The organism is Streptomyces sp. NPDC028928 (assembly GCF_055564915.1).
Genome location: NZ_JBVHVI010000001.1, coordinates 15,450 through 31,474, shown reverse-complemented (window position 1 = coordinate 31,474; position 16,025 = coordinate 15,450). Strand labels below are relative to the sequence as shown.

Here is a 16,025-nt window from a genome sequence, read left to right as displayed (position 1 = left end):
ATGCAGGCCGGTACGAGGAGATACGGGCGGTACGTCATCGAAATGACGTACCGCCCGCACTGGCGAGCCCGTCTGCGACGTCAGGACGGGGTCCAGCCGCGGACTTCGAGGTGGGTCAGGGCAGCGCCCGCCTCGAGGCGGCCGGTGTCGACCATCCAGTCGCGTACCGCCTGGGCGACGTCGCCGCCTGCCGCGTCGACCCGGGTCTTCCACTCGGCCGCGCCGAAGCGGCCTCTTCCAGGCCGGGCCCGGCGCTGTTGCCATAGGAGCGTTCCTCGGTGCCGTCGCGGCGCTGGACGACGCCGCGCCGCACGCCGGGCGAGTCGGCAGCAGCCGCGCCGTGGGCGGACCGGTTGCCCGAGCTCGCCGCCCGCCCGCTGGACGGCGACACGGCCGGGGCGGTGATCGCGTGAGCACCGAACTGAGCGGGGTCGACCTCGCGCGCCAGGCCCTGGTCGCGCCCCGGGAAGCGGCACGGAAGAAAGGGGCCGCCCGGAAGGAGAAGCCGAAGCGGCGCACCGGCGCGGTCGTACGCGGCGACGGCCACGAGCCGCTCGGGCTCGGCAGCGCGATCAGCATGATGATGACCGAGCGCGGCATGGTGGCCCCGGCCGCCGGCGGCAGCGTCCTCGCGCAGTTCGACGACATCCTCGCCGCGGTCGCGCCGGAGCTCGCCGGTCACGCCCAGGCCGTGGCGTTCGACGCGGACACCGGCCCCCTGGACGTCGCCCCCAATGCCCCCGCCTATGGCACGAAGGTGCGCTGCAGCGCGCCGAAGCTGGTCGCGGCCGCCAAAAGGAACGGACCGGCTACGCGCCCACCCGCGCTGAGGAACAGGACCTCGACAGCGAGCTGGACCGCCGCCTGGCCCAGGCGGCCGCCCGGTGAGCGACGCCATGCACATCGTCCTGGGCGACACAGCAATGGCCGCGGCCGGCCAGGGCAACGTTCTCGCCTCCCGACTCATCCACCGCGCCCACGCCCAAGCCGGCTGGTACCTGTACGCCCCACGTGCGCGCTCGTCGAAGCCGACCGTGTCCGGCCGGGGACGGCGGAACACCTTGCTGCGCTGCCGGGCATCACGGTGCTCGCCCCGGACCTCGCCGCCGCTTCAGCCGCGTTCAGCGGATTCGCTGCATTCGGCGCTGGGAAGGCTTCACGTCAGGCGAACGACACCGCGGCATCCGTCGCTCAGATCGAACGGGTCCGCTGGCACAACGCGCTGACTCCGCAGCTTCGGCTGATACGTGAGCAGTCGGACGGGCTGCTCTAGGTCCGCTTCGATGGTCCGGCCCAGGTGGGCCGACTGAGAAACGACTCGTCATCTGGGACGACTTCGACCGTTCCCGGGTACCGGTACTCGCTGGCGGTCCGACGCCGGACGAGATCGCACAGATCGTCTGGGGCCCCTACCGATTCCGGCCCGGAGTCGACGGCGCCGACCAACTCGGCCGGACCGTCACGCCGTTCCCGCTGGAAGCAGGTGACCGCACTCGGCTCGCCCTTGACCTTTCCGTAAAGCCGGCCTGGTACGAAGGCACTGATGGTGCGGAACGCTGGCGGCGGCAGTACCAGAACGCGACGATCAGGCTGTGGGCCGACTGCGAAGCCGAGGGGCACAAGCCTTGGCGGCTCGGCTTCGGTGTCACTCAGGATGGCCGGTGGGCGCAGACAGGCCGCACCGTCGGCAGCTGAGGCCGTACGACGCGAGTCAACCCGCTGCAGCCTGGGCGGCGATGCTGCTGGTCAGTGGCATGTGAGTGAGGAAGACGCGGAACGGGTCGTTCACGCTGGGGTCAGCGGCCGGGCGCCGGGCTGTCTCGGGGCGCTGCTGGCCACCAGCCGCAGTGTGCCCGGCTGTGTCATACCGGTCCAGCAGCAGCGCCGGGGGAGCAGACAGGGGACCCGTGACCACGCCGCGCGGTCCTGGCTCCAGTACGTTGCCGGCGGCGGCCACGCCACCGGCGCGGTCTGCCTGAACCTTCTTCACCTGAACCGCGGGGAGTGGCGTGATGCTCAGTACAGGGCGGAACAGATCACCGTCCTGGAGGAGGAGCCCTGCCAGTACGCACCCCTTGCTCACGAAGCCCTCGAACCTTCGGCCCGCAGGCGTGACCGTCCACCTCGGCCTGCCTGGCGATGTCGCCGTCGTACCGGAGGAAGCGGTCAGGGACGCCGTCGACGGCCTGGCCGTCGACACGCTCGACGGCCTGCCCACCGCCGTTGCGGTGTGTGCGGTCGTCGTACGGTGGCCGGCGCGCCCGGCCACCGCTCAGCTCCGGAACTCGGTGCTCCTCACGCCGCGGAACGTGGGCTTCGCGGGCCGGACCTGCGACCGCTGGAGCGTGTCGGCGAACTGGACGAGCCGTGACGGGCGCCGGCCGGGAAGGCATGCTGCTGGCCGTCGCCATACCGCGAGGGCCTCGCGCGGTGCGGGCTGGAGGTGGGCGGCCCCCGGGACGTTCCTGCGGGGCTTCAGTCGATGAACCGCACGTCTGGGTGGAGTGGGGAAGGGCTGTCGAGCAGTGGCTGGTGGCGGCCGCGCAGATGCTGGTCGAAGAAGGCGGTGAGGTAGGCCCGGCGGCTCGCGGTGAACCGTGCCGGGTCGACGGTGCCGGTCATCCGGGTCGGCAGTCCTTGCGGCAGTGGGAGCTGCTCGGCGAGGCCGGGGAGGATGGTCTGGTAGTCGGTGAAGGAGTTGTGCTCGGCCGCCTGCGTCCACAGGTCGCGTTTCCAGCCGGCGGAGTTCCGCCACATCGCCCGCCAGGACGGGGAGTGTTCATGGGTGTGCGGCAGCCTGCCGGACGGGCCGGTAAACCATGCCCCCATCTGCAGGAACGGCCGGTCCAGGCCGGTGCGGGCGACCGGCAGCAGGAGGTCGGGGTCGGCCCAGTCGTAGCCGAGTGGCCCGTCGAGGTTGGCCCCGGCGCGGATACGGCGGTCCACGCGCATCGCCTCGGCGGTCGTCATCCCGCCGAGCGAATGCCCGAACATACCGGTGCGTGTGAGGTCGAGGGCCTTCCCGAGACCGCGCGGCAGCGGCCGCCTGCCGGCGTCGGGGTTACCGCCGTGTGCGAGCACGGTGAGCTGGTCGAGGACGAACGGGATGTCGGCGACCCGCACCTCCAGCGCCGCCCTGGACCGGTCTGCGCCCTCCTCGATGGTGGCGAGCCCGGGCGCGGGCTCGATGATGCGGCCGTCGGGGAACTCGACGGCGTGCGCCTCGTGGACGGGGTCGATGGTGATCACTGCATAGCCGTGGCTCGCCAACTCCTCCGCAGCGGTGGTGTCGAGGGTGCGCTCGTTGTACATGCCCGGCGAGTACAGCACCACGGGCAGCCGCCCGGCCCGGGACTGGGCAGCCACTCCGGTGCGTGCGTGGGTGGTGAATCCCGCCCAGTCGACGGCCTCCTGGCCGACTTGGAGGATCTTTGCCGCGCCTGCCCCGAAGACCGCGGCCGCGCCGGCACGCATGTAGGGCGCCGGGGGTCCGTCTTCCGCTGTGGCGCGGTCGGCCGGATACCAGACGCTCACCATGAGCTCCCGGAACTGCGACGCCGCTTCCCCCGCCCACCAGGGGCCACGACGTGTCCGGTCCACCAGGTGCAGTTCGGTGACACCGATCGGGCAGGGCCCGGTGGGGCGGGGGAGTTCGAGCCGTACGGAGTCGGCGGAGGCCGTCAGCGCGGCGGACGCGCGAGCGGCCGGACCCAGCGCCGAGGCGGCACCCAGTACAGCCAAGGCGCCCGCGCGAGCCAGCAGCCGCCGCCGTGTCACGGATATGGCCGAAGGACCAGACGGGCTGGAGGAGTCGAAAGCGTCCCTGAATCGCATGAGGCGATCCTGGTCGCACCGTGCGCCCGGATACATGGGGCCAGCCGGATGGTGTCCGGCGCCCATCCGGCCTAGCAGGGGATGAAGTCGGCAGCCGCAACCTGGGAACCTCGACCGACGCAGGTGTGGTGGTGTATGCCGAGCCGGCCAGCGAGACGCAGGTGAGGGTGCCTGGACTGGTCGTCGTTGATGTCGCGACCGTTGCCGGCGCAGTTGTCCTGGCTTCCCGGCAGTCGCTCGCCGGCCGGTGGACGACGGCGACGGCGGAGCGCGGATGCGGGACCCGGCTCGGCGGGCCACGGCCTGAGGCGGCCCGTGCCGACTGCCCTGCATAGCGGCCGGCTCCGCCTGGAGGCGTGGTCCGCGGCCAACGATGATTGCGCGAACTCGGCCGAACAGAGGGGCGTCCACGAGTCCTATGTTTCCCGCATGCTCTCCGGCCAGCGCGATCTGTCCTGGAGGCACGTGAGGATCATCTGCGACGCATGCGGAGTCGACCCGGAGCTGATGAAACCACTGTGGGAAGCAGCCGCTCACGTACTTCCCTCGAACGCCGGCGACCCCGTCGAGGACCAGCGCCGACGACCTCGATCGCGCGCGGCACGGCCCCGGCGTCCCCGACTGGCCGATGATCGACCGGCTCACCGTCGTCCTGCAAAGCCTGCCCGGCTTGACGGGCGTGGTTCGCCGACGACTCCCATGACGGCGAGGGCGGTGACCAGACCGTGCGCTACGGCCACAGTTGCCGATGGTCGCGGGCGCCGGTCCCGGCTGCGCTGGAGCGGCCGCGAGAGAGGATCAGGTATCCAAGGCACACACCTCCCACGATGCCGCCGATGACGACCGTCGTGGGTGCGGACCGCCCCAGGCTGATCGCTACGGCCGCACACCCGAGCAGCAGGATGGGCCCCAGTCTGCGCAGGGGCCAGGGCAAATCGTGGCGCAGCTGCCACCAGGCCGGCCGTCGGGTGGTCTGCCGCTGCATGTAGTCGGCCAGATAGGTGAGCCAGTGGTGGGCGCGTTCGGCATGGGAGCTGTCGGCAAAGGCCGTCGGCACATACCCCTCCAGCAGGTGGCGTTCGAGTACGGCCGGGTCGGCGAACCGGTCGTCCAGCAGTTCAGCCGGGTCTTTGCCGGTTTCGTCATAGACGGCTCGGCCATCGCCACCATCAAGGGTGTGCCGACCGCCTGACGCAGCGCCCGGGAAACCGGTGTGTGGGGTTGTGTGCGCAGGTGGGCGAAGACCGGGTCCCACAAGGTTGTCCGCTGTCCGCCCGCGCCTCGCACCGGCCGCGCGGTCCTTACGAGGTAGGAGCTGGCCGCCTCGAATGTCAGCGGCTGGAGTTCGACAACAGCCGCCGATGTCAGCACGTCGCCGGTCTCAACCGCCTTCCTGCACGCCGCCGTGCGGCAGGTAAGCAGAACCTGCGCTTCTGGGTCGAGTTCGGCGTTCAGTTGGCGCAGGGCCGCGCCCCATGCGTCCTCGGGCATTTCGTCGAGGCCGTCGAGAACGGGCAGCACGAGGCCGGCTGCGAGCAGTTCGCTGGTCCAGGCTGCTCCGGGGTAGGTGGCGCGAAGGTGCGCGGCCAGCCAGTCCCGCGGGCGCCCGCGTTCGGGCTGCCATGCGGACAGGGGAATGACCACCGGCACGGGGTCTGCGGGCGCACGGTGCGTGAGCCGCTCCAAGGTGAAACGGACGGCAAGTATCGTCTTTCCGCTGCCTGGTTCACCCAGAACCACCAGCCGTCGCGAGGGCACCGCGTCGAGGGCGGACGAGATGCCCGCGGGCCGCTCGCCCGGCTCCACGGGCGGCCTGCCGTTTTCCCGGGACATCGGCGAGCCATGCCTCAGCCATCGACCAGCGGACATGGAACGGGTGCGGATCCTGCAGCCGGCGCAGCCGCCACTCCGCTTGCCACTGCTCCTGGACCGCGGCCGCGAGCCGCCTGGCCAGCTGCTCCAGCCGCTCTTGTGACCAGCCCCCTTCGGCGGTCTCCTCAGCAGCCTCAACGCGAATCACTTGCGGGCAGGATAGAACCGTCGTCGCCTTCTGTGAGCGAAGCGCGCCGTGCACCGCTGACGGCACTCGCCCGGCCCGGGCTGCTGCTGCGCCGACGTGGCCAGGCCGCCCGACCACGGACCCTGACCCTGGGGAGAGGGTGCTGGTTGCACCGTGGGCAGATGCCGATGAGGCCTCCCTCTTCCTCGGGAGTTTTGAGGTACACGTAGGCCATCACTTCCAAGCTGCTCGCAGTGAGGGCAGTGGAACGTCCGCTCCTCGCGCCCTGCAACTCCCCGCGCAGCCGGCGCAGCCGCTGCGTGATGAAGGCCCGCGCGCCCCTCAGTCCGTCGCGGACACGGACCATGTCCGCCGCGACGGCACCCGAACCGCCCTCGCGGACGCGCTCGCCACCTACAGCCTCGGCCAGGTCTTCCGCTTCATCTACCGGGCAGCGAAGGACTCCGCGGCCTCCTACCAGCGCGGCGACGTGGCACACGTGTTCGAGGTGCGGCCCGCCGTCGCGGTGGCCGCGCGATGCTTCCGGGCGCTGCCAGGCCTGGACCGTGCATGCCCTGGTGCTCGGCCGCCGGGAGCGGCTACGTCATAGTTCGGCGAGGTCGCGGATAGTCGAGGTTCCGGAACGTACGATCCACGTTCCGCTGCCGGGCGGGGTCTCGTCCGAGCAGGCCTTGAGGTCTTCTACGTCGAGGGCCGGCGGCCATTGCGTGCCGTGTTCCGACCAGTGGACTCCACTGAGATCCATGCTGGTCAGGTCGGCGTCGCTCAGGTCGGCGGTGGTGAAGTCGTTCAGGAGCGTGTGCAGCGAGTCCTCGTCGAGCCGAGGGGGTTCACGGCGCAGCGCCAGACCGATAGCCCGGCGAACCTCGGCAGTACGGACATCGATGACGGTGCGGTTGAGGACGTCGGTGAGGTCGAAGACGTGGGTGAGGTCGAGATCGCCTGCGACATTGCGGACAAGATCGAGGGTGCGGATGAGGTCGAGGGCGCGGTCGAGGGTTCCGGTGAGATCGCGGGTGACTTCGCGGTCGAGGGCGCGGGTGAGGTCGAGGGCGCGGTCGAGGGTGCGGGCGAGGTCGTGGACGAGGTCCCGGCTGAGGTCGAGGGTGCGGTTGCGGGTGATGTCGCGAGCGAGTGTGCGGGTGATGTCGCGAGCGAGGTCGCGGGCGAGGGCGAGGTCGTGGACGAGATTGCGTGCGCGGTCGAGGTCGCGGGCGCGTGCGCGGTCCAGGTCGCGGGCGAGGGTGCGGGCGAGGTCGCGGGTGATGATGCGGGCGAGGTCGCGGGTGAGGTCGAGGGCGCGGGCGCGGGCGAGGTCGCGGGCGAGGACGGGGGTGCGGGCGAGAGTGCGGTTGCGGACGCGGTCGCGGGCGAGGTTTTGGGCTCGGTTGGCGTCTTTGACGTCGGGGTGGTTGCGCAGGGTCATGCGGTCTGCGGGGCTGAGAGTGTGGAGGAGTTCCTGTCCGTCGGTGTGGGTGTGGGGGGTGTCGTGCGGGCCGGGCCGGTCGGCGGGCCGGGGGAGGGAAGGGAGGATGGCGGCGAGTCCGGCTTCGGCGTCGAGGACGGTGTCGAGGTCGTCGACGGCGGTGTCGTGTCGGGAGTGGATGAGGACCTCGCGCAGCCCGGCCTCGGTGTCGAGGACATCGTCCAGTGCGTCGGCCAGGGCGTGCTGGTGCTGGACGAGCCAGTGGTCCACGGCCTGGTCGCGGAGGACGTGTGCTCGGTGGTCGGTCATCGTTCCTCCTCCCGTGCATTGAGGTGGGCCGCCACGGCGCGGCGGGCTTTCATGAGGTTGGCGCGTACGTTCTCAGCGCGCAGGCCGAGGTGGTCGGCGATGTCGGTGGGGGTGAAGCCGGCCAGGGTCCAGGCCAGGACCTGGCTCTGCCTGGCCGGGAGCATGCGTAGCAGGGGCTGCGTGTCGTGCCGGGTTTCCCATTCCGCGATGGCGTCGAGGTCCGGCAGCAGGGAGGTGGGTTCGGGTACTTCTTCGACCGGTTCTTCTACGGAGGCGATCTTGCGGACGAGGGCACGGGAGGCGGCTGTGTGGACCCATGCCTGGGGTGGGTGATTCCGGTCCAGTTCCGGTAGGCGTCGGTCATGGCTTCCTGGGCGATGTCCGCGGCGGTGTGCACGCCGACGCCGTGGTTGATCAGGAATGCGACCAGGTGGCGGATGTGTGCGCGGTAGAAGGCGGAGAACTCCTCGTCTGTCTGTTGCCGGACGCGGTCGCGTCCGGGCGGGCCGGCGGGCGCCGGTGCGGTGGCTGGGCGGTCGGTGCCGTCTGCCGAGTCGTGGGTGCTCACGTCGTCTGGTCCTCCCCGTGGACGGGAGCGCGGGTGATCGTGACGTGCAGGCGGTGGCCGTCACGGTGCTGGTCGTCCAGTTCGACCCGGTCACCGGCCGCGACCTTTTCGGTGACTCCGAGAAGGTAGTGGTGTCGGTCCTGTTCGCGGCGTGCCTGCCAGCGCAGGCGCAGCCAGAATGCCAGTAGTGCGAAGGCCTTGGCGGTGACGATCGAGACGACGGTGGTCGTGGCCGAGTCCATCAAAAATCCCCCTCGTTCCCATGCGTTACGCGGCCGTTGGGCCGGTCATGAGCTAAGGGGTCGAAAGAGCCTTGATCGTGAACGCGCAGCCCGGATTTTTTTCTGACGGGCTTCATCTCGGCTCGGAGCCCGATCCAGGAAACAACCTCTGACCGGGCGCGGGGTATCCGAGGGCCAGCTGTTCAGCAGTCCGAGGGCGGTGTCCGGGCGGCACCGGCCGCAGGCAGGAACCCCCTGCGTGAGGGCCTGCAAGGCCAAGGCCTGCGTACGGGTGACGGGCCCAGGTGCGGGTGCTCTGAGCGGTTGCCCAGCGCTCGCGGGCGTGCACCCGCGCCACGTTGTCCCAGTCAGTCCGCGCTCGATCAGCCACTTTGCAGGCGGTCGGTGTTGCTCGCACTGGTGCTGCTCGGGATCGTGGCCGGTGCATCGGTACGGGCGAGGGTCCGGGCGGTCCGGCGGAACAAATGAGCGACCCCACGTGCAGGCTCCGAGCATTTACCCGATTCGGGAGCGATGCGACACCAGCGTCAGTACGGTACTTACGCTGGCTGAGACCGTCCCGGAAGGACAAAGGGCGCTGTGAGCAAAAGAAAAGGCCGTGCACACGGCAACGGCCGTACGGTCGGGCCGCGCCAAGGACAGGCCAGCCGATCCAAGCGCGCCGTCGGCAAGTTCATGCGTGTGTATCGCCGTTACCACGCATGGCGGGCCCCGTTCCCCCTGGGGGCGCGGATCGTGTGCGACGTCCTGTTCTGGGCCGTCATCGCTGCCGCGGGGTACGTGGCGATCGGCGCCCTGTGCGGAGCGATACTCATTATCGCGGTTCCCGTGCTCGGGTTCCTGGGGCTCGCATCGAGCAAGGAGCACGACGACGGCATCGACTGGAGCGATCACCGCATGGGAGGGCAGCCGAAGAACCCGGGTGTCAAATTCTAGGGGGTCGGGGATGAAACGGGTCAGCTGTACGCGCGGCACCTAGGCGACCTCGGCGTTCTTGATCGGGTTGCGCTTGGCTACCTCGCCCATCAGGTACTCACAGGGCAGCTACTCGGCGACCACGCCGGTCACCGGGTGGATGCGGGAGCCGAGCTGTTCGCGGACGGTGCAGCGGATTCCTGTCTCGGCGGACGTCTCCTCAGCAGCCACGACGGCGGGGCAGGCCCCGTCGCAGAAACCGCCGCCCGTCCGGCGCCGCTCCCGATCACGGCAGTACCCCGGCGGCCGACCGAACCCGTGGCGCTCCGTGCGGGGGCCGGGCACCGTCCTGTCCGGCGGACTCAACTCCGTGACCATCGGCGACGCGCATCGGCGCCCGCGCTCAGCTCGACATCCGGCCTACCGGGCACAGCCCCCACCGCGGATGTGCAGGGACAACGCCCTGCACGGCGTGCTGTCGGGGCCGCCCGGGGGTGGCATGTCCTGCGGCTCATTCCGCCGGGGGGCCTTCCGGCTCCTCGTAGGGGTTCGGCGGGGCCTTGTCGGTATGTCCAAGCGAATTATCGGGCTGTGTCGGGGGCGGGGGGTCCGCCGGGAAGGGGCCTAGCGGGGGTCCACCGGATCCACCGGCGAGGCCGTGGGTACCTCGGTCGTCGGGGCCGCCATCGCCGTGGTGGCGGTGAAGGCAACGCCTCCCGTGACCGCCCCGGCCGCCGCCGCGATCGTGGCGACCCTCAGGCGGACGGAGCTCTTCCGGATCGTGCGAGCCATGGATTTCTCCCGCTGGTAGTGAGGGGCGCTCGGTCCCAATAGGCCGGAGCCCCCTCTGCGGGGTCGTGCACCGGGATTTCGGGACTTGACACCGATGATCCCAGTTGATCGTCTTGGTAGGTTCGGCTAGTTGTGGTCCTCACCGGCGGCCTGCCGGTACGCGCGTACCACCCCCGGCTCCCGGACCGCCAGCAGCAGGTCGCACCTCTGCTGTGTGGGTCGCTCCCGGCGATCAGGAAACGGTGCTCAATGATGTACGCGTCATGTACGCCCTCTGTGCGGTTTGCGTACGCGAGAGCAGCACCATCGGGCCAGCGCATTCCGATGGCGGAGGCGCTCGGCGAGATCTACTTCCGCGACGGCGGCCGCCGCGCCCAGGCCTTGATGGGGGAGTCCACCGACGTTGAGCACTTGGTGGTTCTTCCGCGCTCGAGCGGGGGCGCGGCTCTGTGACCGTCTCAAGAGGGCATGTAGAGGTTCTCCCGGACGGCGCAGCGATCAAGGCTGGGTGTGTACAGCGATTCGCCGACCTCCGCGAGCGGGCAAGCCCGCGAAGGGCGAGGGGCCCCTCGGCGCACGCCTCCGGGTCGGCCGCCGCCCCGGGCGGCTCGGCCTCCCAGTCGGCCGCCGGGCACTGACCCGTCCTCTCCCCGGCCAAGGCGCGGCGTTGATCGGCCAGCCACCTCCCCAGCGGGAAGGAGTGTCCGGTCGGCATCAGTTCCCGGTGCCCGTACGGCACCGCCAGATGCCCGGTCCGCTCCCGGACGTGCGGTGCCCGCAGGCGTTCTGCGGCCAGTCTGGGCGCCTGTCGCCGACCACATGCCCGCGTCGCTGGTCACCGACGCGATCGAGATGGCGGTCGCCGCCCGAGGCGGCCACGTCACGTTTCCACCGCCCACCGCTTGGACAGGAAAGCGAAGCCCCCGACGTCCTTGAGCGGGGCACGACCTCGATGGTGATGCCGACACCCCCCCCGTGTGCGGGCGATGAACTCCTCACCCTCATGGGCGTCACCCGCAGTGACCTGGACTTTTTAGGTGTGCTCGGCATGAAGCCGGGTGAGCAAGGCGCGATCCGCCTTGCGCTCCTGCATGTCGGCAGGGCGGATTCCTTATCGCGTGCTGGCGGCTTCCGTCAAGTGCCGAGTTCTCGGGGAGTGACTGTGTTGCGCCCGCGGGGCCTACTTGATGTGCGGGGCTCGTCGGACATGCGCTCCGTAGGTCAGGCGGAAACCCGCATCGAGGGATCTTCCTTGCCGCCACCGCCACCGCCGGATGCCCCGGGATGACGGCCCTCCTCCACCGACCCGCCGACCGTCGAGCCCGAAATCCGAACCACGTCGGAATACCCCTCCAGAAGGACAAAACCATGCCCTGTGAGGTTCACACCCACCCCGAAGGGCGCATCCGCCGTTTCACGCAGGGAGCGGTGCGCCGAGCGGTATTGGAGTACGCGATCAACCTCTGTGCCTGGCAGCGCACCGCCCTGACCACGCGTCACCGCACCGACGAGAGCTACGTACAACGCCGCCCGTTCGCCCTGCGCGGGCCGGACGACGTAGCGAGCCTGCGTACACGAGTCGAGGAACTTGTGGCGGGGCTGCTGGAGGACTATCCCGCTGAGGCAGGTGAATTCGCCGATCAGATGGCAGCGATCCTGCCCATTGTCGCGGACCGGCAGCAGGGGATCGACACGCTGAAGGAGCAGTGCCGCCGGCTGTACGTCATCGAGCACGGGACGAGCGGCACCGAGCCGCTGGACGACGGAGATTTCCGCATCGTCACAACCGAGGACGCGGCGGAAGTCCATGTCCGCTCGCGGGCGCAGGACCAGGTGTCCGCGCACCGGCCTGAGCAAACGAACCTGGACAGTGATGCCTATCTGACCGCTGTGGCCAGGTGTCTCGTCTCGGCCCGCGAACGCGGCAGGGCACTCAGCCAGGACGAGGTCCTCGCCATACACCTCGCCTACACACTGGCCGCGGACGGTGAGCGAGTGCCGCTGCCCGTCCGCCCCTGGAGCAGCCCCGGCTTCCGAGACACCCAGAGCTACATGTCGATCACCGACCCTGGCGAAGGGCACCTCCTCGGTACCACACGGCGCAGCGAGAACCTCCGAGGGGTGATCGTGCACATCGAGCACCTCGAGCGGGGCAACACTCAGGACCGTGAGGCCGTGGAGCCTTACCGGATCCCGGCACCGCAGTCGATCTCCCGGGTTCGCCTGCACACCGGCACGCAGGCACCGGTCTCCTCCTACGTGGGCCGCCCCATGTTCGAGGGCAATGTCGCCGACTCCCTGCTGAAGACCGTGCACACCGTGTCCGCCGCATGCTCCGCGCTGTTCATGGACGGCCTGACCGAGTGCAAGCTGGCCATGGAGCGGATGACCGCCACCGAGGCGGTCGACTTCATGCGCGCCATCGCCGGGAATGTGCGGCGCAACCGCCACACCCAGACCCTGTCCGCCGCTTTCAACCTCAACACACCCATCGTTGACGACCGGCCCGCGACGAAGCGGTCCCATGGGGGACGTCCCCGTACCATCAGCGACCGCTTCCAGGTGGGGCTGCTCGGCATCGAACTGGTCGCCGAGGCCGGGTTCGACAAGGTGACCTGGGACGGTACGGCCGACACCTACCCCAGCCGCTGTATCATCGAGCAGCTCACCTTCGAGCAGGCGGTCACCCTGGTGCACCGCGCGCACGAGGCCGGTCTCCTCACCTATTTCTCCGCCGGCTTCCGCTTCCACCACCTCGCCGACGTCACGTACACCGGCACCGACGGGGTAGGGGTCGGCGGCGCCCAGATTCTGCGGTACATGGACCAGCAGACGGGGCACCACGGACCGTTCAAGGAGGAGAACATCGCAACGATCCTTCAGATCCGCGACGAGGCCGCCGCCTCCGTCCTCGGGCAGGGCGCGGCACTGCTGGCCCGGCTGGACCAGATGTTTTTCGAGAAGAGCATCACAGCGGGGCAGAACCAGGCGCGAGAGTCCCTCTACCCGGCTCTGGCACAGCGCCACGAGGCGCGCGTGGCCGCCCTCCTGCCGACGATGCGCCATGCGAGGGTCATCCCCGACTCGGCCATCGAACCTCCCGTACTCGGCTCCGCACGCAGGCTCATCGCCGCAGGTCACGCGAGTCTGGCGGCCACCGCCTACACCCCGCTGGAATTCTCGCGGCTGCTGGTGCGGCTGGAGCGCGCCGTGCGCCAGCACGACGCGGAGCACGCCGCCGAACTGCTCTCCGCGGCCAGAGCCCAAGTCGACGAGTCCGACGGCGACTTCTCGTACGAGCAGCTCCCTTCCGTCGCCTGAACCACCCTGAAGAAGATTGCAGTGCCCAGCCCATACATTCAGCGACCGAGGCCCCGTCAGCCCACAGTCCAACTGGACAACGGACCACCGCCGGCGGCAATGGTCCACGCTGGCAGGCCTTCCCGCAGGCGCTCTGCATCGACCCGGATCATGGCCCCCACACCCTGCCCGCCGAGCCATTCCAAGACAAGATGAGCAGGGTCGCATCCTCAACACCGGTGCAGCCGGGCAGGTGCTGGCAGAACAGCGCATCGATGGTGCCGAAGGTGCGCTCGACGACGCCTTTGGCGGTGGGGGCGTGGGGCGGGGCGGGCTGGACGCTGATGCCGAGGTGCTCGCAGGCGGCGGTGAACGCGGCGAAGACGAGGACTTTGCCGCGGTCGACGACGATCGTCTCGGGTAGGACGACCGGCCGGGCCGCAGCCCCGGCCAGGCGCTCGTCCAGCGCGGCCAGCCGCTGGTGGGGGAGTGCGGGAGTGTGGTCCATCCGCAGGATGTCCGGCCAGGTGGCCGGGCGGGGTGGGGGACGGCCATCTCCGCGAGCAGCAGCGCCGCGTCGGTTGATGCACCGCTCGACGGTGTTCCGCCGCTTGTAGGCCTCGCTGTCGAAGCCGGGCGGACGGCCACCGCGCCGGCCTCGCCGCAGGCGGTGGCCGATCTGGTCGGACGGCTGCGGGATGACCGCACGGATACCCCGGCGCCGTAGGTGGCTGCGGATGGCGCGGGAGGAATACGCGCGGTCGGCGAGAACGGCCAGGGGTCGGGTCCGAGGCCTGCCCGGACCAGTGCGGGACACGCGGATGCGGGACATCACCGTCTCGAAGGCGGGTGCGTCACCTGCCTGGCCCGCGGTGACGGTGAAGGCGAGAGGCCGTGCGCGGCCGTCTGCGGCCAGGTTGACCTTGGTGCTCAGCCCGCCGCGGGAGCGTCCGAGCGCGTGATCGGCGGGCTCGCCGATGCGGGCCGCCTCTTTTTGAGTGCTCCGGCAGCGTGCTGGTGAGCCCGGACAACCGTGGAGTCCACTGACACGGTCCAGTCGATGTCCTCGTCGGCGTCCGCCGCTTCCAGGACGGCGGTGCGGATCATCTCCCAGGTGCCGTCCACGGCCCGTCTGATCAGCCGCTTGTGAGCGGTCTGGAAAGAGCCGAGCTCGTCGGGCAGGTCCCGCCAGGGCGAGTTGGTGCGGTACTTCCACGCGATGGCCTCAAGGGTGCGGCGGTGGTCGGCCCATCACCGCCCGCGGACCGGATCCGCCGGCATCAACGGCTCGATCCGGTCCCACATCGCATCGGTGATCCCCAATCGGACGGACACATCCGATCAACTGACCAATCCAACAAGGAGACACGCGCTAGCTGTCCTCACCGACCGGCGCGCGGCGCCGGCGGGGGATTGGCCCCCTCGCCCCTCAAGGATGCCCGTGGGGACTGAACCGCCCCCGCCCCGTGCGCACCCCCCAGATTTCTGGGATGGAGTACCTGCTGCGCCCTCGTCAGTATCAGGACAGGCCGGCGACGTCAGCCGACGCCGGTGACGCAACCAACCGGAAACCCCGCCCAGGAGGTACCGTTGCCGCTCCGAAGAAAACTCATGACCATGCTCACCGCATGCCTCGCGGTGGTTGGCATCGCCATGGCGAGCGCCTCGCCCGCGCAGGCAGCCAACATCTACTTCAAGCCCGGCTTCCGCTTCAACCCCGACGACCACTACCAGTCGGACCGCGGCTACCTGATCATGCAGGGGGACGGCAACTTCGTCCTCTACTGCACCTCGCCTGCGGGCAAGTACCTGTGGGACACCGCGACCGACGGCAACCCCGGTGCCTACGCCGTCTTCCAGGGCGACGGTAACCTCGTCGTGTACACCAAGGAGAACATCCCGATCTGGGACTCCGGCACCTGGGGCCAGGGCGCGACGTTCGCGCGGATCAGTAACGATGGCAACTTCGCCATCTACCGCGACATCACCCACCCGCTCTGGTCCACCGGCACCGCGAACCGCTGCTGAGCAGCGGGCCGAGGCACGGCCCAACGCAACGCAACACACGTCAGCGGCGCGGAGACGGAGCCGCGCCACCGCCACCGCTCCACGCCGCGAGCGCCCAGCGCCCGGTTCCCGAGATCATCGGGCCGGGCGCTGTGCCCACCCGGCCAGTGGAACCGACCTCGGATACGTCACTTCGGCTCGTCAAGGTGACGCCGCTGCTCTACAGTCCGGCTCCGGGATCGTCCATGGCCTCTTCTCCGCCGGTACGTACTGCAACGGCAGCGTCGCCTCCGAAGGCTGGGTGAACGAGGTCAGGTCGCCGTCGCTGTGGTGGGAGACCACGTGCGGCGGCGAGATCCGGCTGGAGAAGCACGTGTCCGCCCAGACGGACGCCTCCGGCGGCGTCATGATCTATGCGACGCTGCCGCTGTACGAGGGCACCAACGTCACCAACACCGACCTCGACGCGGAGTTGGACTTCAACCGCTACGTCCCGCCCCGGCAGATCTCCACGCTCAGTGAGATCACTCTGCGCAGCGGCGAGAACGACGGCAAGGACTGGGCGAAGCTCAACCCCACCCTGCACAACGACCGCTGACGGCACGCCTGGGC

General features: G+C 70.0%; 16 protein-coding genes and 3 pseudogenes. 7 read left to right on the top strand and 12 right to left on the bottom strand.

What is annotated here, in order from left to right:
- Positions 1-115: 115 nt before the first annotated feature.
- A complete protein-coding gene (locus ACZ4U1_RS00190) occupies positions 116-682 on the bottom strand; it encodes a hypothetical protein (RefSeq protein WP_467897637.1) in 567 nt (188 codons plus the stop codon).
- Positions 683-896: 214 nt separating this feature from the next.
- Here ACZ4U1_RS00190 and ACZ4U1_RS00185 point away from each other — a divergent pair.
- Positions 897-1,273 (top strand): annotated as a pseudogene (locus tag ACZ4U1_RS00185) (hypothetical protein).
- A 1,202-nt stretch (positions 1,274-2,475) separates the two neighbouring features.
- Here ACZ4U1_RS00185 and ACZ4U1_RS00180 read toward each other — a convergent pair.
- Positions 2,476-3,741 carry an alpha/beta hydrolase family protein gene (locus ACZ4U1_RS00180; protein ID WP_467897636.1) on the bottom strand — a complete coding sequence of 422 codons (1,266 nt, stop codon included), beginning with the start codon at positions 3,739-3,741 and terminating at the stop codon, positions 2,476-2,478.
- A 113-nt stretch (positions 3,742-3,854) separates the two neighbouring features.
- Here ACZ4U1_RS00180 and ACZ4U1_RS00175 point away from each other — a divergent pair, with 113 nt between their 5' ends.
- Together ACZ4U1_RS00175 and ACZ4U1_RS00170 are read left to right on the top strand one after the other, a co-directional pair.
- Positions 3,855-4,169 carry a DUF6207 family protein gene (locus ACZ4U1_RS00175; RefSeq protein ID WP_467897634.1) on the top strand — a complete coding sequence of 105 codons (315 nt, stop codon included), beginning with the start codon at positions 3,855-3,857 and terminating at the stop codon, positions 4,167-4,169.
- Positions 4,150-4,674, top strand: a complete 525-nt coding sequence (locus ACZ4U1_RS00170; RefSeq protein WP_467897632.1) for a helix-turn-helix domain-containing protein — start codon at positions 4,150-4,152, stop codon at positions 4,672-4,674. The genes ACZ4U1_RS00175 and ACZ4U1_RS00170 overlap by 20 nt, the downstream gene beginning before the upstream one ends.
- Here the strand turns inward: ACZ4U1_RS00170 and ACZ4U1_RS00165 are convergent.
- The 7 genes and pseudogenes from ACZ4U1_RS00165 to ACZ4U1_RS00135 form a co-directional block, all read right to left on the bottom strand.
- Positions 4,565-4,891 (bottom strand): hypothetical protein, encoded by a 327-nt coding sequence (locus ACZ4U1_RS00165; RefSeq protein WP_467900107.1) that lies wholly within the window; start codon positions 4,889-4,891, stop codon positions 4,565-4,567. The two genes, ACZ4U1_RS00170 and ACZ4U1_RS00165, sit on opposite strands and share 110 nt — an antisense overlap.
- A 251-nt stretch (positions 4,892-5,142) precedes the next feature.
- A pseudogene (locus ACZ4U1_RS00160) lies at positions 5,143-5,667 on the bottom strand (NACHT domain-containing protein); the annotation flags it as partial.
- 770 nt (positions 5,668-6,437) lie between these two features.
- Positions 6,438-7,589: a hypothetical protein gene (locus ACZ4U1_RS00155; protein WP_467897630.1), complete on the bottom strand. Its 1,152-nt coding sequence runs from the start codon at positions 7,587-7,589 to the stop codon at positions 6,438-6,440.
- A complete protein-coding gene (locus ACZ4U1_RS00150; protein WP_467897628.1) occupies positions 7,586-7,753 on the bottom strand; it encodes a sigma factor-like helix-turn-helix DNA-binding protein in 168 nt (55 codons plus the stop codon). Before ACZ4U1_RS00150 ends, ACZ4U1_RS00155 begins: the two co-directional genes overlap by 4 nt.
- A gap of 101 nt (positions 7,754-7,854) precedes the next feature.
- Positions 7,855-8,157: a hypothetical protein gene (locus ACZ4U1_RS00145; RefSeq protein ID WP_467897626.1), complete on the bottom strand. Its 303-nt coding sequence runs from the start codon at positions 8,155-8,157 to the stop codon at positions 7,855-7,857.
- Positions 8,154-8,399 carry a hypothetical protein gene (locus ACZ4U1_RS00140; protein ID WP_467897625.1) on the bottom strand — a complete coding sequence of 82 codons (246 nt, stop codon included), beginning with the start codon at positions 8,397-8,399 and terminating at the stop codon, positions 8,154-8,156. The genes ACZ4U1_RS00145 and ACZ4U1_RS00140 overlap by 4 nt, the downstream gene beginning before the upstream one ends.
- A 45-nt stretch (positions 8,400-8,444) precedes the next feature.
- Positions 8,445-8,894 carry a DUF6233 domain-containing protein gene (locus ACZ4U1_RS00135; RefSeq protein ID WP_467897623.1) on the bottom strand — a complete coding sequence of 150 codons (450 nt, stop codon included), beginning with the start codon at positions 8,892-8,894 and terminating at the stop codon, positions 8,445-8,447.
- Positions 8,895-8,978: 84 nt separating this feature from the next.
- Between ACZ4U1_RS00135 and ACZ4U1_RS00130 the strand changes: the two genes are divergently transcribed.
- Positions 8,979-9,335 carry a hypothetical protein gene (locus tag ACZ4U1_RS00130; RefSeq protein WP_467897621.1) on the top strand — a complete coding sequence of 119 codons (357 nt, stop codon included), beginning with the start codon at positions 8,979-8,981 and terminating at the stop codon, positions 9,333-9,335.
- A gap of 603 nt (positions 9,336-9,938) precedes the next feature.
- Here ACZ4U1_RS00130 and ACZ4U1_RS00125 read toward each other — a convergent pair.
- Positions 9,939-10,106: a hypothetical protein gene (locus tag ACZ4U1_RS00125; RefSeq protein ID WP_467897619.1), complete on the bottom strand. Its 168-nt coding sequence runs from the start codon at positions 10,104-10,106 to the stop codon at positions 9,939-9,941.
- A 1,368-nt stretch (positions 10,107-11,474) separates the two neighbouring features.
- Here ACZ4U1_RS00125 and ACZ4U1_RS00120 point away from each other — a divergent pair.
- Complete coding sequence (locus ACZ4U1_RS00120; RefSeq protein WP_467897617.1) at positions 11,475-13,427, top strand: hypothetical protein; 1,953 nt, start codon at positions 11,475-11,477, stop codon at positions 13,425-13,427.
- 148 nt (positions 13,428-13,575) lie between these two features.
- Here the strand turns inward: ACZ4U1_RS00120 and ACZ4U1_RS00115 are convergent, their stop codons facing one another.
- Together ACZ4U1_RS00115 and ACZ4U1_RS00110 are read right to left on the bottom strand one after the other, a co-directional pair.
- Complete coding sequence (locus ACZ4U1_RS00115) at positions 13,576-13,914, bottom strand: hypothetical protein (protein ID WP_467900105.1); 339 nt, start codon at positions 13,912-13,914, stop codon at positions 13,576-13,578.
- Between the two features lie 45 nt (positions 13,915-13,959).
- Positions 13,960-14,741: pseudogene (locus ACZ4U1_RS00110) on the bottom strand (IS5 family transposase); the annotation flags it as partial.
- A gap of 282 nt (positions 14,742-15,023) precedes the next feature.
- Between ACZ4U1_RS00110 and ACZ4U1_RS00105 the strand changes: the two are divergent.
- Positions 15,024-15,434 carry a hypothetical protein gene (locus tag ACZ4U1_RS00105; RefSeq protein WP_467897615.1) on the top strand — a complete coding sequence of 137 codons (411 nt, stop codon included), beginning with the start codon at positions 15,024-15,026 and terminating at the stop codon, positions 15,432-15,434.
- 280 nt (positions 15,435-15,714) lie between these two features.
- Positions 15,715-16,011, top strand: coding sequence for a hypothetical protein (locus ACZ4U1_RS00100; RefSeq protein WP_467897613.1), 297 nt, complete (start codon positions 15,715-15,717; stop codon positions 16,009-16,011).
- Positions 16,012-16,025 lie beyond the last annotated feature (14 nt).